The sequence below is a fragment of the Synechococcus sp. R6-7 genome (assembly GCF_047461695.1).
Taxonomy (GTDB): Bacteria; Cyanobacteriota; Cyanobacteriia; order Thermostichales; family Thermostichaceae; genus Thermostichus.
In genome coordinates this window covers 1-21,795 of the sequence record NZ_JANSHS010000014.1, presented here as the reverse complement: position 1 = coordinate 21,795, position 21,795 = coordinate 1, and the positions used below count along the sequence as shown (strand labels likewise).

Sequence of the window (21,795 nt, the reverse complement as noted above, 5' to 3'; positions counted from 1 at the left end):
GATCGCTCGCGGAGGCGTTGATACCGTTTGAGTGTACTTTTGGAAACATCGAGTGCTTAAGTAGGAAGAGACTTGCCTGAGCTACACAATGACCGAGCTGGGGGGTGCAGTCAGGGCAGGCCCACCCCAGATTTCCACCTGGGCGAGGGCATAGCTAGTGAGCGGATAGAAGCGGACGCTGTCTTCCTCGGGCTTGATCTTCTTGCGGAGCCGCAGTTTGAGCTCCTCGAACTTGTCTTTGTCGAGGACGCACTCAAACACGCTGTATTGCACGCGCTTGCCGTAGCCTTCTAGCAGGTCGGCAATTTTCTTGCGTCGCTTGTCGCAGGGAGTATCGTAGGTAACAACATAAAGAAACATCAGCGAATCCGGTAGGGCTGGTACAAATCTTGAGGATTATAGACGGATTGCTTAAACTTTTTAACTTGCTGCGTTAGCAGATCCCAGCGGGGTTGATCTCCGTCAGGGGTCTGGATGGATCCCTCCATTCTTTGGATGAAAGCTGTAAGGTACTTTTTCCTGCCACTATCACTTAGAAAACAGCCACCATCGCGATGCTCAAAGTCTTCTTCGATGTTCATAATGCCCTTGTTGATCAGCCAGAGGACTATTGAATCTACAATAGGCGCCCGAAATTCTTCCAGTAAGTCCGAAACCAGAGCAGCATGGCGTTCACTGCTAGCGTGCAAGCAACCCTGATAGGGATCCAAATCTTGCAGCTCAATCAGGGTTAATAGATGGTTCCAGAGCACCATGTAGCCAAAGCTGAGCATGGCATTAACCGGGTTAGTGGGCGGCTGTCGAGTGCGGTTAAGCAAAACAAAGCCCCTTTGCTGAAGGCAATTTCCCAATTCCGGGAAATACAGAGCCGCAGCCGCTCCTTCAATGCCCCGCAATTGATCTAGAGACTTGGCCTCAAGAGCTTGAGCAGCCAAATGTTCCAGACTGCGCAGGGTTAGATCCCCTGTTTCAGTGGGGCGTTGCCTGAGCTGCCTCATCAGCAGCACTCGGCTATTGAGCAGCTTGGCTCGCACCATCTGGGCTGCCGTTTGCAATCGCCATTCTTCAGGGAGCGCCTGTTGCAAATGAGCTAAGCGGCGGTACCCCCTCTCTATAGGAACAAGGCGACCATAGCAATAGCCCAGCCGCGAGAGATAGGCGATGGGGATATTACGCTTCAAGCACTCTCTCACCACATCGGTGGTTACCTGGGATCGGCCAAAGATTAAAATTTGCTCCAGCAAGGGTAGAGGCACCTCCTGCAAGAGCGACTCGCCCAAATAGACCATTACGAACTCTTGCTTAAGGCTTAGCCTACACCCCTGCTGAGAGATATATAAAGTTCGCATTATTCGTCATGACGACGCAGATCTTCAGCGCCTCGCCTCTGATCTATGGCATTGCCGGGTTTAGAGCGGCCACGCTCCGGTAAAATCTCCACATCAATTTCAGGACTTGACAAGAAACCTATCAAAATCTCGGCCAGAATGCCCGAAAAGAAGCTGGCAATCGCGACAAGAATGGTATTGGTAATCACGGCTGCCAATCCCAAAGGGGCAATCAGTAAGATGGCCAGTGTGATTGAGCCGTTGATTAAAGCTGTGATTATACTTGTTAAGACTTTGATATTGACTTTCCTTCTCGACATGTTGAGCCTCTTCTAACGTTCTGCTACTGGAATGGCCAGATTTGAGCAAAGCCAACTGCTCCTCTCTCAAGGTTTTCAAGATATCTTTTCCTAGGATTCACAGTTGCCCCAAAAACGGTAACTACTTGGTAATCATCTAGGTTGGCAATCCAAACAGGCGAGGGCACGACACCTCCCTGCACACCTCCGCACAAGAATTTGTCGTATCGCCCTTCGCCCTGCCGGCCCAATTGATGCAGGATTGCCAAGGCATAAGGCTTTTTGAATTCTTCCTTGCCGCTGCAGACTACAATCTGGCAGTTTCTGTCCACTGCTTGAGGCCATCTCTCTCTAGCAACTTGGTCAAAGCTGCATGGATTTCTGGGATCAAGAGCCTGCTCGCTGAGGGCCCCGAGAGCCGCAAAGAAGTCGACCAGTCGCCGTTGGAAAAGTTTCTGAAACTCGGCCACTGACTCTGGAAGATCCCAAAATGAATCCTCCGACTCAGGGATCAGGGTAGAGCCGCGCCACCAAGGAGCTCCGCGGTTTTGGCGAGAGTAGCAGGGCCTTCTTGCCCCCTGGCCAATACCTCCCAGGTGAAACAGCATCCAGGTTAGATTCCGAAAGAGCTTTTGCACCGCTTCCTGCTTCTCCTTTGAAGCATAGTTTTGGCACTCCTCAGAAAGGCTGAGAATGAGGATCCCTTCTTGCCGTCCGGCAGGCTTCCCCTTTCCTGCTTGATTGGGTTCCGGCTCCGGTTGAGTTACTCGCCCCTTCAAAAGATCCACGTGGATCCAGCTGTGTTTTTGCTGGGGAGTGATGGCCCCAAAAAGTTGCCCCTCCCATTCCTGCACCTGCTTCACGGGCAAAACACCCAGGGCAAAGGTTCGAAACCAGTAGCGCAGCATGTTCTTAAAGGCTACCGGTCGGACTTCGGCAATTGATTTGTTGTCATACCGGTTCTTATCAGGTCTCCAGTTGACCACTTGCCGCCCGTGGATCAACTGACCCTTCAGCTTAAAAGGCAGCCGCAAGAATTCTCCCTTGTATTGAGATAGAGTTTTGCCAGTTTGAATCAGCCGACCGTAGCCGGTATTGACTTGGGATCCCACTCCTTGCTCCAGCCCGCGGATGAGCCATTCTTTCACTTGGGCCAACATCTCGTCGGTGCAGCCTGGCCCTTTACGCAGGCCAATCAAAAAAGTGGCTTGCTTGAGAGAAAAGAAGAGGTTGGGATTAGGTGAGTATTCAAGATTTTGACCGTTCCACTTCCAGATATTATTGGCAATATCGACAGCTAGACCTCCTGTTCTGGAATTATCGGGATCCCCTTGTCTTTGAGTCCTGGTCGGCACAGGGTAGGCATCTAAAAAGATCACCTTGCCAGCACTATCTTTGTCCTCAGCTTCTAGATGCCCAAGCCAGGGTGCCACTGCTTTATCTGCCTCCTCCCAAGACAGATTGTGCTTCTGCATCAACTCTCGAATAGCCTGGGCGCGGGCTACCCCCCGCAAGGTGGAGCTGGGAATGTAGGGGATCCCCAAGTGATCAAAAGCGGGCAGCAGCATGCTCTCCGGGCCTTTGGCTCCGCCTACCCGAATTCGCCAGGGACAGGTGACCTGAAAAGTGTTTTTTTCTCCGGCAATGCGTTTGATGCGAGCATTCAGAACTTGAAGACGCGCTCCGTAGTTTGCCTTTGCTTCTGCCTGGTGCACCAGATCGACTTTGGCTCCGTCTTTGAAAGGAGTTGCTGGAGCCCTCATCCAACGCAGATATTCAATAAAGCTAATAAAGCTCGCTGTGGGATCTGGGCTGGGGTTGGGATCCAAGGGATGCCCTAGCCAGGGAGAAGGTTGGGAATGGTTGCCGCCCCCTCCACCACCACTCCCCCCTCTCTGATTGGGGGGATGGCCTCCTCCTCGACTTCCTGAACTTGGCAGACGGCTGGGAGCCCCTTGCTGAGGTGAGCCTGGTCTTCCAGGACGGGGAAGGGGTTGTGGAGCGTTGGCAGGACGATTGCTAGGCATTTGATCTTCTCCTAAAGCTGGAAAGCAGTATTAGGAATTGCGAAGCGTTTCCCGAAATTCGCGCAACATGGCGCTGGTGCCAATTTCTAAGGCGCGTCGAATGAGTTGAGGCACAAGCCTGGGGATGTCGAAGTCTGGGAAAAGTCGGCTGCAGCTCGATTCTACGTAGTCTTCTCCCTGCAGAATAAATATCCGCAAACTTCGCTCACCCAAGATCCAAACTTCGGGCACACCAGTAGCTTTATAAGCATCGATAAAGGTCCGGGAAGTAACGTCGGACTCAATCGCCAGATCAGGCGGAGGCAACAGATCGACATCGATCCTTCCCTCACACCCTCGCACCTGCTCTAGGTGATGGACATAAAAGCAGGTGTCAGGCTCCACCCCAGCACTGCCAGACTTTTTAAGGGTTGTTGAGCCAAAGTCTTCCCAGTCTCTCCCTTGAGAATCAAGGAGAGCTTTCACAATATCTCCGGCAATGCGGTGAGGGCGCTCATGTTTGGACAAGGGAGACATGATCTCTAACGTGCCGTTGTAATAGGCAATGCGAGTGTGGCGGTCTTCCCCTAACTCTTCCAAGATGCTCTCAAAGTCTTGCCAAGTCAGCGAATGGATAACCACTTGGCTTCCTTCATACAGGGAAATAGACTGGATTGGAACAGCTACACTCATTAGTCCCCCCCGCTAACGTCATCGTCATGGTAAATGGCTGTAGCCCAGAAGCTGAATTCTTGCGCCAAAGCAAGTCCCAGCCCTGTTAAACCCAGGTACTCTTCAACTCCCAACCCCATGAGACGATCCAGGCCGTTGGATTTGGCAATTTCGTTTTGACCGGAGATCTTTTCTAGGCAATCGAAAAACTCCTTGACCACCTCTTTTTTGCCCTCTTGGCTAAGGGCGTCTTCTTCGGCCTTGAGGCGCAGCAGGCCCCAAGTAGAAAGATAGGTGTAGAGCTCCACAGCCTGGTTTTTTTGCTCTTTTAGCCTTTCTGGATCCCTGGTTTGCGCTCTGAGCTGGCACAGGGATTCGTAAACGGGCTTGGCCAATGTACGCGGGTCAAAGCTATTCATAAAACCTCCCTCCTAGGTTGAGATCTAGTTCAAAGACAGCTCCACAAAGCCTCGGCCCAAGCTTTCCTGGCCGCCAATCTGCATAATCTGGTTGGATTGCAGCAGATCTCGAAACTCTTTCATTGCCTCCTCAGAACTGCCACTTGCTTGGGCGGTAACCCCCCAGGTAAAGTACATCAAGCTATCAGGAGGAATGGCCTCTTCGTAGCGGAAGCCTCTTTCGACAACCTTGTGCTCGCTAAGCTTGACTTTCACCTGTCGCCACAGGCTCATTTGAATTAGGGTGGCACAGTGCTGATCGGGTAAAACAATCACGCGACTGATATTGGGGCCTTTGGTGTAGCTCTTCCATTCCGACCATTGTTTGAGACCCTCCTTGAGAATGGCATCTTTGAGGTAAATGGGGCGGTTAGTGCCCAAGCTCGTACTGTAGGGATCCGGCACTGACAGATTCTGGCCTGTTATCCGCAGCCAGCGCTTGAGCAGAAGCGGGCAGCTTATCCACACCACCCCGTGGCTGAGGGAGGGCACCGGGATCCACAGCAAAGAGCCATCCCCAATCCAAATGGATCCCTGGGTCAGCTGATCCCCTTCCCCAATTTCGTTGCCAAAGAGCTCAAATTTTTTGTGCTTATCAGTCACACTGGCCCGCAACCTGCCCCGGATGGTGCTGGAAGGGATGTAGGGCAAATGGGTGTGGGATTCGCGGGCAATGCCCAAGAGGTTGCCTTCTTGGGTGGTGCCGCCAGTGTGCAGGGGAGTCAATAGATGGAGGTAGGCAATCTGAAAAGTCATGGATGGGCTCCTTTTGCGAGTAAGTATTCAAGGACTGAAAGCAAAACTCAGTTGGCCCAAGGCAGCCATAGGAGCTCGCTATAGCCCAACAGCCGCCAGCGGTGGAACACGTTGAGCCGGCCATCTTCTAGCTCGGGCTCTTCTTGGTTGAGGGGGGCCGGCTGCTCCAGGTAGTAGATACTGCCAGGGGGCGCGGCAAAAACTTGGGGGGCGGGCAGGCTCATCTGCCGCTGCTCTGGGGGGCGATCCACCCGCAGGCGTCCACTGATGGCAACGGGCTTGCCGGTGGCCACGCTCACCAAGGGGCCGGTGAGGGGATGGGCGGGGTGGGGAGTGGCCAATCGCCATTCCCACGGCCAGGCGCGGCAGAGGGAACGCCCGTCCACCTTTTTGATGAACACACCTGGGGTCACCAAGTAGGCCAAAGCGCGTCCGGCTTGGCAAAAGGCGGCCTGAGAAAGGTCCTGCAACTGCTGCCACTGCTCCTGCAGCTTCGGACAGGGGGCCAGCAAAGCGCAGTGGCCTTCTCCCCCCAGCCGCACAACCACTTCTTGCTGCAGGGGCAAGGGATCCCAGGCTTCGCGATCGGGATCCCAGCACTCGATGGAAAGGGCCAAACTCCAGCCCGGCTGAAGGCGGATGCAGGTCTCCACAAAGTAGCCATCGGCTTCTCGCACTTGCCGCTTGCTCACCTGCAGGGTGTTGTGGGGCCGTACTTCATACTTCAACGGCGGCTTGACGGCCTGGCTGAGATCCCAGCCTTTGCCTTCCAGCGCCTTTTGCACCACCTCGAAGGGCAGGTAGCCTCCTGTTTTTTTCTTCTTGCTGCTCTGGCTGCGTTCGGGTTCCTCCTCTGCTGGCCTCAGGGACACCAACGGGGCTGGCCGGGTGGGATCCCAGTGGCAATGGAAGTAGGGATCCCTCTCGTCCAACCAAGGAACGGGAACAAGGGGGAATCCGTCTTCCAGGTGCAAAGGGGCAGGGAAATAGAGCCTTTCGTCGTGGCAGAGAAAGGGGCCCCGCAGCCGCAGCGTCAAGGGCTGGCCCAGGTAAGCCTGGATAGCACCAGCAAGGGTATGGCCGCTAGGGGGAAAGCTGCTATTGGCCCAGGCCCGCTCTCCCGGGGCAAAGGGCTTAGCATCTCGAAACATCCACACATCCAAGGGTGATAGGGTAAACCAACTCATCGGCCGTTCCTCCCCAATTTCACGGTGCGGTTGCGCAGCACAAAAGCCGCCAGCTTGAACCAGTTTTTGATCTCCAGATCCCACTCCTGGGGCTGGGCGGGCAGGCTGTGCTGCCAAAAATGCTGGATAAACTCCACAAGCTTGTTCTGGAAGTGCTCTTTCTGCTCCGATTCCTGTTTGAAGAGATCCCGGCGGCTGCAAAAGAGCGTGGCCCAGGCTGGCACCGCCTCTGGGCTGGGGGCAGGATGTTGCTCCCACAGTTGGGCTGCCTGCTCAAACAAGGAGCTTTGATCCTGCTGCTGGCCCATGAGCTTCCAGTCAAAATCAAGGAGGTCTTTCCACTTGTCGAACGTGTCGAACTTGCTGGTGCTCACCAGTTGGTTGCCATTGGCAAACAGCACCCGCACCTGCACGCTGTCTTTGGGGCAGCCATGGGCATAGAGGTGGCCCTTGGCTTCTTCTTCCGCCTGCCAAAGGTTTTCCAGGGCAATGGCCAGAGGCACCGAGTGATGGGCAATCACCACGCCGAAGCTGATGGTGGCTGCGGATCCCAGGGTAAAGAGGGGGCGCCGGCTCAAACCTTCGGGAGGCCGCCCTTTTTTCCACTGCCAGTAGTCCCCCAGGTTCTCAAACTCCCGCCAGTCATCCTCTCCCCCCCGGAAACACTGGCGAATATCCCACAGCCAGCCATCCCACTCCCAGAGGTTGGTGTAGGCCAAAACGTCGTCCCCACCGGCGTAGATGAGCTTGCCTGCATAGCGTTGCTCTGTTAGGTAGGGCACCAACTGGCCGGAAAAATCCAGCAGGGCGCGGCTTAGGGCGCTGTGGGTGGCAGGCCCCATGCGCTTGCGGCTGTTTTTGACAAACTTCTGAAAAGCGTCTTTGACTTGCTCCAGCTCCTCCTTGTCCTTGCCAAAGACCTCGCCAATGGCTTCCGTTTGCCCGTTGGCCAGCCGCTGTAGGGGTTGAGGCAGATAGTCGTAGTAGGATTTCATCTTCTCGCCCCTGAGCCATTTGCCCATGTCGTCCCCATCCCCGGCAGCCAGCACGTACCAACTGGCGGGGTTAACGCTGGGGTAGTAGCGGCCTAGAAGCGTCTCGATGTCCTGCCGGTAGCTTCTTTGCGTTTCCTCGTCCAGCTCCAGGTCTTCCACCAGCCAACCAGCATTGAGCAGACGGGGATGGTAGCGCAGGTTCTGCCGGTCGGCCCACGGGATCCCCCATTTGCCCCGCATTTCCCGCAGCACCCCTCTGACCTCCGGGTAGCGGGCCTCCACTGCCTGACAGGCCTGCTCGAAGTGCTCTCGTTCCCGTCGCCCTTGGGTTTTGAGGTAGCCGGCTACGCCAGCGGTGAGATCCGGGTAGGAAGCGGCAATCTGGTCTTCATCCAGCTCGCGGAAGAGCTCCGGCAGCACTTTGTACAAGCCCCGCTTGAGGGTTTCGGTGGCATTGAGCTGTTCCCGGCCATCGAAGAGCCCGGCCTGCCGTTGCCAAAGCCGCCGACTCTCCCCTTCTGTTATCCACCCCTGCCGCGGTGAGGGATGCACCACCGGCCCCAAGCCCGAAACGGTGCTGCGCGGCCCAAACGCAACGGGGAGTTGCCAATCGCGGGCCTGCTTACAAGCTGCCTGTAGGCGCCGAGTTTGCTCCACTGCAGCTGCCCACCAGGATCCGACGTTGAGTCCGGCTTTGTATTGGCGGCGCTGTTGTCTTTGGGGATCCCAAAAGCTAGCCCGCAGAAACTCCAGCTCCTCATCCCCGAAGAGCTTTTGCTTGGCCTCTAGGTGATGGGTGCGGTTTTGGGCGCTGACCCAGGGATCCTCATCAATGGAAACCTGAGGGGGCTTGAGGATGCCGGTATCCTTGAGAGAGTGAGCCGGGGATCCCAAGGGCACGGCTGCCCAGTAGTGCTGCCACTGATGCTCCAGCCATCCCTGCCAGGTGGGGTCCTCTGGGTGCAACTGCCTCAGCCAGCGGCGATCCCCCTGCAGGTAATCCAGCACCTTCTGGGCCAACTGCTTCCATTCTTCCTTGAGGGTCTGCTGCGCCATCTGCATGGCCGCTTGCACCCGGTCTTCCGGCAACAGCAGCAGGAGCACATTGGGAAAGCCGGCGGTGAGCAGGGCGTTGGCAGAAGGTTGAGGGATCCATTCTTCAAATTCGGGGTACTTCTCCCGCAGCCAGTAGTCGATTAACGGCTGGCCGTAGAGGCTGGGGTAGAGCAGACAGTCGGGGCCGTATTTCTCGGCAAGCCGCCAACTCATGCGGGCAGAAAGGTAGTGCAGCAGCCAGGATCCGGCCCAAAAGTCCCGCATCTTGCGGCTGGCTTTGATCAGCTCCTGGATGGGGTTGAAGGTAAAGCTCACCAAGAAGGGACGCGCGAACTTGGGCTCGTCGTAGCCGGCCAAACATCCCGCTAGGGCTGCGGTGACGCTGGCGTGGCTCCACAGGGATCCGTCTGGCAGCCGGGTTTCTGCCGGCAATAACAGCAAGCTCTCATCCCCAAACTCTTGACAAATGGCCTGGGGAAAGCACCGCCAAAACCACCAAAACACTTTTTGGGGATCCGTCTCCTGCCGAACCCAATCAGGGATGGCGTTCTCCTCCCGTTCCATCAGGTAGTCTGCACGGGAGCAGGCATTCTTGAGGGCTTGGTGTTGCTCATTGGCCAATTGCCAAAAGTGCTTGCGCCCGGAGAGCAAGTGGCTCATTTCTAGTCCAAGACCCAAGTTGCGATCCTCAACTTGATAGTTGATGGCTATGGGCAAATGGCCAATGGCCGCGCGGTCGCTGGCCGAGGCGATGAGATCGGCATCGCCTATGGGAGAGGATCCCTCGGCTTTGGGAGAAGACCATCCCTGCATCGCCGCCAGTCTGGTCCACAGCCCTTCCTTGGAGCGGCCAGTCCTGTCGTGTAGGGCTTTGAGGGCGGGATCATGTAACAGACCCCAGAGCTTAGCTTGCCAGTAGTAAGACATGGTGTTTTCGCTGGAGAAACAGAACAGTTAGGAACTCCTCGAACAAGGAACAAAACCCCGGTAGCCACCCGATGTCGTGGCTACAGAAGCTACAAAACAAAATCGATCTGATCCCGGCCAGCCCTCAGTTTTCTTCAGTATTTCTCAATAGCCGTTGTTTGACCAAAAACCCAGAACCTGAGGGCGAACCGATGTCTTTAGCCTACGGAGAAGTGGAAAGATCCCCTTCCAACTTCCCTTCTGCCCAGGTCAATTTGGGAAACAGCTCTTCCAGGCCAGGCAGCAGGTCTTGCAAAACAAAGCTTTCTAGAGCTTCGCTGTTCAAAGGGTCTAGATTCATCTGCACATGGGCAACATCGTTGCGGTACTGGCTGAGGCGAGACCAGAGGTTGGCAAGTTTCTGCACATCGGGAACATGGGCAGCAATGTCAGGAGGCGCCTGGGGCTGGTCTTCCCGTGGAATGAGGGATCCCAGTTGGTGTTCGATCTCCTGCCGCGCTTCCCGCTGGCGGTAGTTGGGCAGCCCCTCACACAAGCAGAGGGCCGAGATCACCCACTCCCGAGCTAAGAGAATTGCCTGCGTGATGAAGCGTTTCTCCACATACCAGCGCAGCAGTTGAAATTGCTTTTGAACTTGAGCCTTGGCATCCGTAGCTCTGTCTGCTGGCAAAGCCAGTTGGCTGTAGCTGTCTTGAATGCTTTGCAACAGCAAGCCAAAGGGCTTGGCAAATTGGCCCACCTCTTCTGCCAACTCCTGGGTGGAGTGCCTTTGCAACCTAAGCAAGTCATCCTCCAAAAGGCTGACCGGTCTTACCAGCTCCAGGGAACGAGAGATATTGCGGATGGCTTGGCCAAAGTTCTGCAGCCGGATGGGCTTGGGATCCCTTTTGCCGAGCTTTGGTTGGCGGTAAAAGTCCCGTTGAACTGTATCCAAAAGTTGGCCCAACTCCAAGGCCGAGCCGGTGCTAATGAATTTGTCGGTAGCCGTCAGCCAGTCCAAAAGACGAAGGGCGGGGGTGAGATCGATGATGGGTGTTTCCTGCTGGTCTTTGAGATAGAGACCGTAGTACAGCCCCTGAATATTTACATTCTTGGCCTTGCGCAAAAGGGCGGCTCCCAAGAGCACCAGTACGGGGATGGAGCGAAAGGCGTGGGTGATATCGAAAACCAGCCGCGTATGGGGCTCGATGCTATCGACCAGCACATCGAAGATCTCCCAGGTCTCTGCCTCGGTTTTGCTTTCAGGAATGGCCTTGGCAATTTTCTCCACGTGGGGGGGTAGGCAGTCCTGTAGATGCTTCCAATGGGTGTCATGTGCTTCTTGGGTTAGCAGCACAATCACCCTCTCGATGTCAAAGAGCTGACAGAGGGCTTTGGCAACATAACGGGTTCTATCGGCTTTCCGCTCCCCAAAAACATACACCGTCTCGCTGTAGGGGCTGGTGCCTAGAGTGGTCAAAAGGGTATTAGCCATAGGGATCCTCTCGATGACGGCTTTCAAGCATTGAAGCACGGGCATCTTCAAGCTACTGCAGCTTGGAAGCCCCCCCTTCTCAAGTTGCCTGGAGAGGGTTCTGGGTTGAATGTTGCCCTATCCTCTCCCGAAAAGTGGCATCCTCTGCTCAGCCGGTGCCAGAAAGATGGGGATCTCTACCCCCAAAATTGAGTGGAGCCATCTTGCCGCTGGATTTGGATCCCTGCTCGACAACTGTTTCAAAACGGTGAAGGTGGGGGATGTCAGAGCTAGCCTAGACAGAGATTCGGCCATCCTAAACAACGGGGATCCTGTGATGCTATCGACTCCAGAGTTGTCCATTTCAGGTCAAAAGCTAACTCCCGAACAGTTTCTGGCCTTGCCGGAGGGGGATATTGTCTATGAGCTAGTCGATGGGCGGGCCGTCTCCAAAAACGAACCCATGTCGCCAAAACGCTTCCATGCTCGTCTCCAACCGGTGTTGTGGCAAATTTTGGAGGACTGGTGCTCTAGCCCTGAGTGTCCTAAGCCTGGGTCAGCACATACTGAGTGGGCAGTTGTTCTGACACGAAAAGCGGAACCCTGGATCCCGATTCCCGACCTCACCTACATCTCCAACGAGCGGTTGCCGGTTGAGGCCATGACCGATGAGCCTTGTTTCGCCATTCCCGAGTTGGTGATCGAGATCCTTTCTCCTGGCCAGAGTTTTGGAGCCATAGCTCAGAAGGCAACCGATTATCTAGAAGCTGGGATCCCCAGGGTTTGGGTTGTGGATCCCCAAGCCAAGAGCATCACCGTCTTCTATCCCGATGCCCCGCCGCGCACCTTTACGGGATCCCAAGCCATTCAAGATGATTTCCTGCCGGGTCTAAAGGTAATCCCTCAAGATGTATTCGCTCAAGCCCGGATCCCTTAGGGGGTACCTAGCGAGCCCACGATAATCAGAGTTAGTTCCAGAAAGAGAGCATCCGGCAGAGGTGGCCACCCATCTAGGTCTGGAGCTGATTGGCTCAGGAATGCCGAAGGGATCCCGAAGCGATATTCCCTGCTATGGGCTAATGGCGAGACGGAAAAGCTTCTCATCGGCCAGTTGAAGAACTTCCTGCCCTGCAGCCGCCAGTTGTTCCGGGGGCAAGTTCTGGTATTTGGCGATAAACTCGGGCAAAACTTGAAACTCCACCCGCTTGCCGGTCTCTCGGTGGATGACCACGCTGCGCATTTTTTCAAGAGATTCGACCTCCACCAGCTTCAAGTTCAACTTGCCCAAACTGGCCCCTGTTGCAGCATGCAAGCCATCCACAATGCACACGAACGGGATCTCTGCCGGCGACTCGTGAATGACCTCCACCAGAAAACGGTTCCTAGAAGTGTGGGGAGTTGGACTCATCAAGCCCAGCTCCTGCAGAGCGCGCATCCCCATGCGATAGCCGACCACGGCCCAAGGCCCAGCTCCGCCATGAATTTCCGTTACTCGCTGAATGGCCGCCGCCGTCGAGTCCGTTGCAGAACTGGTGACCGGATGAGCTGTCGCCGGCGCTCCCAGAGTTAGCTGAAGTGCAATCAGCAAAAGAGAAAGCTGCTGTGGCTTGGCAATGGATGACAGGTTCATAGGCAGCGAGAGAGCTGATAAAGAGGAGATGGGTCAAGCCATCCTAAGCTCTACCCTTCGAGGTTGCCTATGCGGGGGTAGGGGATCCAGCCCTCTTCTGGGAACTCTTCCGAAAATCACCTCCTGGCTGAAGAGGGCTAAGACCAGTGGTATTGTCAGAGGTAAGCCCCTGGGCGTTGAGCACTTTCACGTGGCTGCTGTGGTCGAAAGTGCCTTGCTGCTGGCAGCAGGCCTTAGCACCCCTGACTGCCCTTTCCACTGATCGCCCTGGGGCGCCGCGCGCTGCTTGACAGAAGCGAGCTGTGTTCACTAGCATTTCTTACATATGTTTTACGTGGCAGCTGTGTGATGAGCCACTCAATGACTGCTGAAGCTTCAATGGCAAACCCAACACATGTCCCTTACGAAGCTCCCGTAGTGGACCTATGCCTGCCCGTGCGAGGAACTACCCTCCCAGCAGATCACGGGTACGCTCTACTCGCGGCGCTATGCCACCAAGTACCAACACTGCACCGAAACCCTCACATCGGGATTTTGACAACAGCGGGAATTGGAGACAGACGAGGCAAAATCTTACTGACTCCGCACTCCCACATTAGAATTCGGCTGCCCATAGAAGCAGTGCCGGAGGTGTACAAGCTAGCCGGCAAGCAATTGAAGATTGGATCTCACGAAGTACAGCTAGGGATCCCCAGGATTTTTACTCTCAAACCAAGCACTTCCCTAAAAGCCCGAATTGTTACAATCAAGGGCTACACCGAGCCAGATCCATTTGTGCAAGCTGCCCAAGACCAGTTAGAAAAGCTTAAGATCTCAGGCCGGGTATCAGTACTGCAAGATAAAACTGGGAAACCCTTGCGCAAGACCTTGAGAATTAAAGGGCATACGATTGTAGGTTTCTCAACCTTAGTAGAGAACCTACAGGAAGAAGACTCAATTCGCCTCCAGCAGGTAGGGCTAGGTGGCCGGCGGCGCATGGGTTGTGGATTCTTTTTGCCGTGCAGGTGAGGATGACTCTACAATGTTTAAGTTTTTGCTAGCAAAATCGCTGGGAAAATGGGATCCCAGCTACCAATCTAAAGAAGAGTATGCTCAGGCAAGGGGCGCTGCTAAACTTGCAGGCCATGTTGCGGCTGTCTTGTCAGCGGCTGAAGTCTTCTCAGATCGCCTAGGACAGACTATTTGCAAGCAGTTAGGGTTAAGTGACTCAAATCGTTTGGGAGCTGTTGTCAAATTAGGAGCTTATCTGCACGACTGGGGTAAAGCCAATCAACATTTCCAGGAGATGGTTTATCTCAAGTCATCAATCTTAGACACTGAGTCAAAAGCAAAACTTGACAAAGCTTGGAAAGCTCACAATGGGAAACAACTCATTCGTCATGAGTTTTTAAGTGGCATACTTGCCCTACAAGTCAAAGAATTCCGCGAGTGGCTAGGGAAGGCATTTTCTGAAGAGGAGCTGATCTTAGCTACTTGGGCAGCAATTGGACATCACTTCAAAGCAGGAGTAGATTCCCAAGGTAGGCAATCGCATAGAATTACAGAGTTGCCTGATGGCGCAGGACTAGGGATCTACATTTACACTGAACATACAGACTTTGAATCTGTACTGAGACTGGGATCACAGAGACTTGGGCTACCGGCAGAGATTCCAAGGGTAGCTTCAAAAAACTGGGAAAAAGAATGTCTAGAAGATTGCCTAAAGGCTCTAGAAAGTCAATTTCGAGACTTTGCCAAAAGTTTAAGCCCTGAGCAGAAGGTGCTGGTGGCTGCTGCCAAAGCAACAGTAATTGCTGCAGATCTAGCAGGGTCAATCTTACCGACAGAGGGAGAAGATCTGCAAGATTGGATTTCTGGTGCACTAAGCTTGGTTCTTCGAGAGGAAGACCTAGAGCAACTCATTGCCCAAAAACTAGGAGAAAGCTCCCTACGTCCTTTCCAAGAGCAAATGGCTGCTGCCACTCATCGAGTAACACTGGTCAAGGCAGGCTGTGGTACAGGCAAGACCTTGGGAGCCTACGCTTGGGCGAAAAAGTGGGCATCGGGAAGGCGACTGTTTTTTGGCTATCCGACCACCGGAACGGCTACTCAGGGTTACCTGGACTATGCCGAGGGATCCCCAATAGAAAAGGCACTGATGCACTCACGAGCAGATTTGGATCGAGAACTTTTATTGACCGGCGAAGGCGAAGAGGATGAGGGTAATTCGTTTCGTTTGGCAGCGTTGCAAGTATGGAGAAAGAAACTGGTTATCTGCACTGTGGACTCTATTTTAGGGTTAATCCAGAACAATAGAAGACCACTATTTTCTTGGCCAGCCCTAGTTCAATCTGCCTTCGTTTTTGACGAGGTACATGCCTATGACAATCAGTTGTTTGGCTCTTTGCTGAGATTTTTACAGGCTTTTCGAGACGCACCTATCCTACTGATGAGCGCCAGCTTCACCCCAGGGCGACTTGAGGCGATTAAACGGGTGATGAGTGAGTTGGGTGAACCTATTGGGGATCCCATTGAAGGGCCTCAAGAGCTAGAAGAGCTGAAGCGCTATCAAATAAAAGAAATTTCATCAGAAGGGGATCCCATCAATTCCGAATCCATTTGGTCAGAAGTTACTAAGGCAGTTCAAGAGAACCAAAAGGTATTGTGGGTAACCAATTCAGTTGCCAGTTGCATTAACATTTATCGAGAGGCTCAGAAGAAGCTAAAAGACATTGAAGCCGAAGTTTTAATTTATCACAGTCGATTTCGTTATAAAGATAGACTTAGAAAGCATGAGCAGATTATTAACGCTTTTGGTCAACCAGGGCCTGTTCTCGCTATTACTACACAGGTTTGTGAAATGTCCTTAGATTTAAGTGCAGACTTGCTTATCTCTGCTATGGCTCCAGCGACAGCTTTGATTCAGCGACTAGGTCGACTCAATCGAAGAATGAAAAGCGAGCAGGAGGGATCCCGTGTAGCTCTTTTCTACGAATGGAACGAACACCTCCCCTATGGCGCAGCAGAATTAGAAACTGGCCGGCAGCTGCTTGAACAGCTTAGAGAACTTGAGTATATTTCCCAGCGAGACCTGGCTGATATCATCTCTCAGCTCAGCCGGGAAGAGCCTGCCAGGGTGAAGTCAGCATGGCTTGATCAAAACTGGTGCACTTATCCAAGTTCCCTGCGAGAGGCCGGCTACACGATAACAGTGCTTCTGGCAGAAGATCAAGACGCTATTTGGAAGGCTGCTGAAGTCAGACAGAAGAAAGCTCTAGATAAGGGCCAAAAGCTATCGAGAATGCAAGCTTTTCTACAAGAAGCTCAAGCCTGGTCAATTCCAATTCGGATCCCAGATAAAAAGACAGAGTGGTGGAATTGGCAACGACGCGGGTTTTATTTCATCACAGAGCCTGGATATATCACCTACAGCGAGGAAGTTGGCACACCATGAGCGAATTAAAGTTGCACCTAGGACACCCCGGATTAACATTGCTGCATCGGGCGGGTTTAGCCGGACTATGGATGACCCTCAAGCAGCTAGAGCAGGAAATTCCACCAGAAAAGCGTCCAGGGTCACTAAGTTGGGAACTGACGCCTCGACAAGTTCAACTGTCCTGGCAGGGAAATGACTTTGAAGTAATTGATTGGTTGCTCAAAGAGTCTTTCCAACTTGATAATGGATTAATCGCATTGCGAGGGATCGACAGTAAGTCGATGCGAAAAGACTCCCAGGTAGTCATCCATCAAGGAATCCTGGGAACATTTCTACAACATGCCAAAACCCGTAAAGTTATTGGCGAGCAAACTCAATCTTTAGAGATTGATGAGGATCATCCGCCTGTCATTATCAAGTATAAAGCTTTAGAAAGCTACGTCCATCAGGAATTTGCCAAAAATCTATGTGATAAAAACGGTAATTGGCTTAAGCAGCCAATTAGCATTGCTGGCTGGCTTAATCCTGGTGCAGTCGTTCGCCACAATGCATTTTCCTCGGATACAAGCTTTGAAGAGTCTCCAGAGATGGCCTTTATACTTCTCTACGCTCCTGTTTCTTGCTGCTACTACATACTTCGCTCGCGGCTGCGAGATCAGAAAGCTCAATATGCCCTGGTAGTTCCCGAGATTACCGATATGGAGGTCTATGCAAGCTACCGGCAAGATCCCCAGCTTCGTCACGCAGGTTACCGGGATTTTCATGCTTCGAGTTTGGGAGATGCTGGGCTTAGGTTTTTGACGTACCAAGGGATTGCAGAATCTGCTAGGGAATTTAAGGTAAAACGATGTCAGGTTCTAACTCTAGGTGTTGTTCCGTGGTCGAGCCAACAAAAATCTCGCACAGATCTACTTACTGTAGAAGCAGAATATCGCGTCTGTAAAAACTACCAGATCTGCAGAGCAGTGTTACCAGATCGAGTTGTCGTCAAGGCAAAAGCAGAGGAAGGCAGTTTCATTGCAACAAGTTTTGCTCGTGAGATGATTGCTGAAAATCTGGCAAGGGGTTACTCTTGGTATGCCGGATTTGCAGAGCAGGTTAATAGCAACGAGCAGTTTAAGCAGCTATGTTACGAGCGCGGAGGTCTAAACGAAATGGTCATGAAAACGGAAATGGATGACAGAGAGCGCTGGTTTGTTCAGGCTTGTCATGAAGCCATTCGCTTTACCTATGGTCGGTTATCTCAGAAAACCCAGGATAGGGGAGAGTTTACTAACTTCGACAGAGAAAATATACGTATTCGCACTGGGCTGACTCGATGCAAAAACGCGGAAAGCTTCCGTGAGTTTATTACTAGCTTTTGGGCGCGGGCTGGAAGAATACCGACACTGCAAGAGCATTGGGATGACTTGATGGATTTAGTTATGGATCCCAAGGAATGGAAAAAAGCGCGAGACTTAGCTCTTCTAGCGTTGGCCAGCTACAAAGGCAAGGAGCGACAGGAAGAACTTCAGGATGAGCTTGACGAGGACGATGTTGACTTGATTGTACTTGCCGAGCTAGAGGAGGACTGAAAGTGTAAAGCAAGAGCCAGAAAGTCAAGTAAAAAGTTGATGCAGCAACGACTTAACAGTTCAGTTTGAAGAATTAGCTTGGAGGAAGATTATGACTTTGCACCTGTTTGGCAACATCTTGACCAGCTACGGCACCGCTGCCAACAACCGCGGTGAGAATGACGGCAACATCACTACCCTGCAAAAGATCCTCTGGAAAAATGAGGTGCACACTACCGTCTCTGCTGAAGCAATCCGTTGGGCCCTGCGTTACTATTGGCAGGTCTCAGGGAATGGCTGCGAAGTTAACCGACGTTGGAATGATCAAACCAACGACAACGAGTGGCAAGCGCCTAACTTTGATCCCGAGCGGTATATCGATGATGATGTCCTAGGCTTTATGCGTGCGGAAGGGGCTAAAGTAGATGCCTCAGACGAAAACTCATCCAGGAAGAAGGGAGAGAAGTTACCAAAGGGCACTACCACTGCTCGGCGAGGTGTTTTGGAAGTAACTCGGGCAGTTTCTACTCGACCCTACAGCGGAGATGTAACCTTCAACGCGAAAAGTGGCCAGAAGGGATCCACTTCTCTCTACGGAACGGAGGTTCATGCTACTCGCTATCAGTACGGCTTTGCAATGACTCCTGCTCGGCTCCACCGGCAAGACCGAGTAATCGAAGTGTTAAACGGACTGGTTTCGTTGGGGGAAGTAGCCGGCAATCACTCTCGCTTTCTCTATGACTTTTCACCAGACAGCATAGTTCTGCGCTGGACACACGACTTTTCGCCACGCCTGCTCTACTGTTTTGAAGAAAACTCTGATGGAGAAATCAGCATGCCGGACTTAGTGCGTCGAGTGCAAGTGGGGGATATAGCTCCTCAAGAGCTGTGGCTAGCAGGAGCTGCTGCCGAAACTGAGGACGGGAAGAAGCTAGCCCAGTTGGGTGCTCATGTAAGTCCAGGCATTAAGTCAACAGTTAATCAACTTATCAGCTTGATTAGGCAGCAAATTTCTTGTGAGGAGGCAGCATGATTCAGCTCCAGGTTGAGGTGCCTATTACCTGTTTCCGTCAATCTTGGGCCAGGGAGTTTGCCGAAACTTATCCGGTGCCGCCACCGGCTACTGTTTATGGAATGTTGCTTTCCTTGCTGGGAGAATGGGATCGGCATCGATATTGCGGATCCCAACTGGCAATTGCTCTCCTGAGCCAACCCCAGCTTTCTACAGTGATCCGTACCCTTCGTCGTTTTAAGACAAAAGATATTCAGCATCCAAACAATGCCCGTCCTGACTACCAACAATTGCTGACCGATGTGCAAATCGCAGTTTTGGTCAACGGATCCCTTGCTCATGACCTAGAAAGAGCCTTTGAAAATCCTGAATTAATTGACCGATCTGGGGGACTAAGCCTAGGAGAGAGTCGTGACTTAGTTAACTCGGTAAGACCAATTCAGAAAGTCCCTTCAGGGGGAAGATGGCTAATTCAAGATGAGGATGGGATCCTGACCTTGCCGTATTGGGTTGATCACGTGGGATCGCGGGATACTCGCTGGCGAAGATACTCACTCCGAACTCTTGAAGGTGATGATGTGCCGGAGTTAGCCTGGACGGAAATTTGCCCAAACTAAGCCGTGAGAATTCCAAGCTGTTGGTTCTAGACTTATCAACCTTAGGTCGAAGGCTTATTTCCGAACAGCCTGTTAACCCTGCCAGGAGAAGATCTTGCGTGGAGCCTGAGTTTTGTCTCTGCTCAAAGAGAAAGCTGTTCTAAGATTGCTGAAGAACTCTATATTTTCATATTTCGGAGTATCAGATTATGACGGCATCACTAATCGATTTCCCCGCACAGATAGATTCAGATTTGATTCGTGTTTCAGCACTGCACGCATTGGCCTACTGCCCACGACTATTTTATCTAGAGGAGGTCGAGGAGCTCTATACGGAAAACGCAGCTATTTTTGCCGGTCGGCGGTTACACACAGAGCTGGAAAAGCAAGAGGGAGAGGAGTGGGAGGATCTATTTCTAGAAAGCGAAGAACTGGGCTTGCGGGGAAGAGTGGATGCTTTGCGCACTCGTGATGGACAGATCATTCCCTACGAGCATAAAAGGGGTCGGTCAGCACGGGATCTGGACAACCAGCCTCAAGCCTGGGAGAGTGACCGGTTGCAGATTTTGGCCTACGCCTATCTCGTGGAAACAGCTTTGGGGATCCCAATTCCCGAAGGACGAATTCGGTACCACGCAGATAATGTGCTCGTACACGTACCCCTTGATGATGCTGGGCGCCAAGCTGTACGTCAGGCAATTGAACAAGCGAGGCTGCTGCGCCAATCTCCTCTGCGGCCCCCAATTACCGACAATGAGCGGCTGTGTGCGGGTTGCTCCTTAGCTCCCGTGTGTTTGCCCGAAGAAGCGAGGCTAGCTAATGACAGAGAATGGCAACCTATTCGCCTGTTCCCGGAAGATGACGAACGGCAATGTGTCCACATTCTAGAGCCAGGGGCACGGGTAGGGCGCAGTGGATCCCGTCTCAAAGTTACCTACCGAAACCAAAGCGAAGAGTTTATCTCCGCTCAGCAAACTGGACAAATTGTGCTGCATGGTTTCTCTCAAATTTCAACTCAAGCCATTCATTTCTGCGCCGAACAATACATTGGAATTCACTTAATTTCGGGAGGTGGACGCTATGTCGGCAGCCTGGATCCCCGATATGGGAGCATCCAGCGCCGCATTCGACAGTATCAGGCCCTGAGCAATCCTGAAATGTGCCTGAGACTAGCCCGAAAGTTGGTGAGGTGTCGAGGCCAGAGCCAGCGCAAGTTCTTAATGCGCTTGGGATCCCAGCGTTCGCCGGAGGTAGAACAAGCTATCGAACAAATGAAGCGATTGCTCAAGCAAGTTGATCAGGCAGACTCTTTGTCAAGTCTATTGGGACTGGAAGGAAACTTAGCAGCGCTCTACTTTTCTGCCTTGCCTCATCTGCTGTCTGATGCAGTACCTGAGGAAATGCGATTTTCAGGACGAAATCGAAGACCTCCCAAGGATCGCTTTAACGCCTTACTTGGGTTTGGTTATGCTCTTTTGCTTAAAGATGTAATGAATGCTATTTTGACAGTTGGATTAGAGCCCGCCCTGGGTTTTTATCACCAGCCTCGCTCCCAAGCGCATCCTCTGGCTCTTGACTTGATGGAGATCTTCCGTGTTCCTCTTGTAGATATGCCAGTCGTAGCCTCAGTTAACCGACGGCAATGGGATCCAGACGCAGATTTTACAGTACGGGGCCAACAAGTTTGGCTCAGCGAAGAGGGACGTAAGAAGATGATTCGGATTTACGAGGAGCGCAAGCGAGAAAAGTGGAAGCACCCAGTTACTCATTACTCTCTTACCTACTGCCGTTTAATAGAGCTAGAGGTTCGTCTTTTGGAAAAAGAGTGGAACGGCGAAGCAGACTTGTTTGGAAATTTAGTCGTGAGATAGATTATGGCCGAGCATAAGGTTTGTTACTTGGTGTGCTACGATATTCGCTGTCAGAAGCGATGGCGAAAAGCATTCAAGTTATTGGAGGGATATGGAGAACGAATTCAGTACTCAATTTTTCGTGCCTGGCTAACATTGCGAGAACGAGAGAAACTGCGTTGGGAGCTAGAGAAAATTCTAAAACCAGAGGATGACCTCTTGCTTGTGGGGATCTGCAACCGCTGCTTAGAGCGGGTGCTCGCCTCGAACCGACCAGAAAGTTGGCCAGAACGACAGGATGGCTACAGGATCTGTTAAAAAGCAAGGATCTATCGTTGTGAAAGACGCTTTAGCCCCCAAAAGACCTGAAAGTCTTGTCGGAAGAGGGTTCCAGGGATTTTCGACCGCCTGGAGTTGCTTGCAAAATCCCGGCTCCCTTACGAGAAAACCTTTTGCCGGGCCCAGTGCGTTAGGAGACCTGTCTTCTAGCTGGCAGTTGGTGTATAGAATAAGGGTACATGCTTGCAAAGGCTCCATCCGAGCCTTGCAGAGTAAGAATCCTGGGGTGCGCCGTGATTTTCCTCTGATTGCCGTAAGGCGTT

19 protein-coding genes are annotated in these 21,795 nt (G+C 52.7%); 8 read left to right on the top strand and 11 right to left on the bottom strand.

From position 1 onward, the window contains the following. Positions 1 to 81: 81 nt before the first annotated feature. The 10 genes from cas2 (NW815_RS00505) to csx2 form a co-directional block, all read right to left on the bottom strand. A complete protein-coding gene (cas2, locus tag NW815_RS00505; RefSeq protein WP_414389456.1) occupies positions 82 to 360 on the bottom strand; it encodes a CRISPR-associated endonuclease Cas2 in 279 nt (92 codons plus the stop codon). Continuing rightward, positions 360 to 1,349, bottom strand: a complete 990-nt coding sequence (cas1, locus tag NW815_RS00500; protein WP_414389459.1) for a CRISPR-associated endonuclease Cas1 — start codon at positions 1,347 to 1,349, stop codon at positions 360 to 362. Before cas1 (NW815_RS00500) ends, cas2 (NW815_RS00505) begins: the two co-directional genes overlap by 1 nt. Continuing rightward, the gene (csx18, locus tag NW815_RS00495; RefSeq protein WP_414389460.1) at positions 1,349 to 1,648 is read right to left on the bottom strand and encodes a CRISPR-associated protein Csx18; all 300 of its coding nucleotides are present in this window, start codon (positions 1,646 to 1,648) and stop codon (positions 1,349 to 1,351) included. Before csx18 ends, cas1 (NW815_RS00500) begins: the two co-directional genes overlap by 1 nt. 23 nt (positions 1,649 to 1,671) lie before the next feature. Continuing rightward, entirely contained in the window at positions 1,672 to 3,390 is a 1,719-nt protein-coding gene (locus NW815_RS00490; protein WP_414389462.1) for an RAMP superfamily CRISPR-associated protein, read from the bottom strand. 294 nt (positions 3,391 to 3,684) lie between these two features. After that, positions 3,685 to 4,326: a Uma2 family endonuclease gene (locus NW815_RS00485; RefSeq protein ID WP_414389464.1), complete on the bottom strand. Its 642-nt coding sequence runs from the start codon at positions 4,324 to 4,326 to the stop codon at positions 3,685 to 3,687. After that, positions 4,326 to 4,724, bottom strand: a complete 399-nt coding sequence (locus NW815_RS00480; protein WP_414352080.1) for a hypothetical protein — start codon at positions 4,722 to 4,724, stop codon at positions 4,326 to 4,328. Before NW815_RS00480 ends, NW815_RS00485 begins: the two co-directional genes overlap by 1 nt. 24 nt (positions 4,725 to 4,748) lie before the next feature. Beyond that, the gene (gene cmr4 / locus NW815_RS00475) at positions 4,749 to 5,519 is read right to left on the bottom strand and encodes a type III-B CRISPR module RAMP protein Cmr4 (RefSeq protein WP_414389465.1); all 771 of its coding nucleotides are present in this window, start codon (positions 5,517 to 5,519) and stop codon (positions 4,749 to 4,751) included. Positions 5,520 to 5,566: 47 nt separating this feature from the next. Continuing rightward, positions 5,567 to 6,706 (bottom strand): type III-B CRISPR module-associated protein Cmr3, encoded by a 1,140-nt coding sequence (locus NW815_RS00470; RefSeq protein WP_414415611.1) that lies wholly within the window; start codon positions 6,704 to 6,706, stop codon positions 5,567 to 5,569. Beyond that, entirely contained in the window at positions 6,703 to 9,684 is a 2,982-nt protein-coding gene (cas10, locus tag NW815_RS00465) for a type III-B CRISPR-associated protein Cas10/Cmr2 (protein ID WP_414388833.1), read from the bottom strand. The genes NW815_RS00470 and cas10 overlap by 4 nt, the downstream gene beginning before the upstream one ends. Before the next feature lie 202 nt (positions 9,685 to 9,886). Then, entirely contained in the window at positions 9,887 to 11,158 is a 1,272-nt protein-coding gene (gene csx2, locus NW815_RS00460; protein ID WP_414388835.1) for a TIGR02221 family CRISPR-associated protein, read from the bottom strand. Positions 11,159 to 11,324: 166 nt separating this feature from the next. Between csx2 and NW815_RS00455 the strand changes: the two genes are divergently transcribed. Beyond that, complete coding sequence (locus tag NW815_RS00455; RefSeq protein ID WP_414352075.1) at positions 11,325 to 12,074, top strand: Uma2 family endonuclease; 750 nt, start codon at positions 11,325 to 11,327, stop codon at positions 12,072 to 12,074. A gap of 132 nt (positions 12,075 to 12,206) precedes the next feature. On the opposite strand, the gene NW815_RS00450 is transcribed toward NW815_RS00455, so the two are convergent. Further along, the gene (locus NW815_RS00450) at positions 12,207 to 12,767 is read right to left on the bottom strand and encodes a formylmethanofuran dehydrogenase subunit E family protein (RefSeq protein ID WP_414388837.1); all 561 of its coding nucleotides are present in this window, start codon (positions 12,765 to 12,767) and stop codon (positions 12,207 to 12,209) included. Positions 12,768 to 13,115: 348 nt separating this feature from the next. Between NW815_RS00450 and cas6 the strand changes: the two genes are divergently transcribed. The 7 genes from cas6 (at position 13,116) to cas2 (NW815_RS00415) (ending at position 21,511) form a co-directional block, all read left to right on the top strand. Further along, positions 13,116 to 13,775: a type I-MYXAN CRISPR-associated protein Cas6/Cmx6 gene (gene cas6 / locus NW815_RS00445; protein ID WP_414415610.1), complete on the top strand. Its 660-nt coding sequence runs from the start codon at positions 13,116 to 13,118 to the stop codon at positions 13,773 to 13,775. A 13-nt stretch (positions 13,776 to 13,788) separates the two neighbouring features. Then, positions 13,789 to 16,200: a CRISPR-associated helicase Cas3' gene (gene cas3 / locus NW815_RS00440; RefSeq protein WP_414388838.1), complete on the top strand. Its 2,412-nt coding sequence runs from the start codon at positions 13,789 to 13,791 to the stop codon at positions 16,198 to 16,200. Next, positions 16,197 to 17,756, top strand: a complete 1,560-nt coding sequence (gene cas8a1 / locus NW815_RS00435) for a type I-MYXAN CRISPR-associated Cas8a1/Cmx1 (RefSeq protein ID WP_414352072.1) — start codon at positions 16,197 to 16,199, stop codon at positions 17,754 to 17,756. Before cas3 ends, cas8a1 begins: the two co-directional genes overlap by 4 nt. A 91-nt stretch (positions 17,757 to 17,847) precedes the next feature. Beyond that, positions 17,848 to 18,768, top strand: a complete 921-nt coding sequence (gene cas7i / locus NW815_RS00430) for a type I-B CRISPR-associated protein Cas7/Cst2/DevR (protein ID WP_414352071.1) — start codon at positions 17,848 to 17,850, stop codon at positions 18,766 to 18,768. After that, a complete protein-coding gene (gene cas5, locus NW815_RS00425; RefSeq protein WP_414388840.1) occupies positions 18,765 to 19,364 on the top strand; it encodes a type I-MYXAN CRISPR-associated protein Cas5/Cmx5/DevS in 600 nt (199 codons plus the stop codon). The genes cas7i and cas5 overlap by 4 nt, the downstream gene beginning before the upstream one ends. 188 nt (positions 19,365 to 19,552) lie before the next feature. Next, on the top strand, positions 19,553 to 21,214 hold the full coding sequence (cas1, locus tag NW815_RS00420; RefSeq protein ID WP_414388841.1) for a type I-MYXAN CRISPR-associated endonuclease Cas1: 1,662 nt from the start codon (positions 19,553 to 19,555) through the stop codon (positions 21,212 to 21,214). A gap of 3 nt (positions 21,215 to 21,217) precedes the next feature. After that, positions 21,218 to 21,511, top strand: coding sequence for a CRISPR-associated endonuclease Cas2 (cas2, locus tag NW815_RS00415; RefSeq protein ID WP_414341823.1), 294 nt, complete (start codon positions 21,218 to 21,220; stop codon positions 21,509 to 21,511). Positions 21,512 to 21,795: the final 284 nt, after the last annotated feature.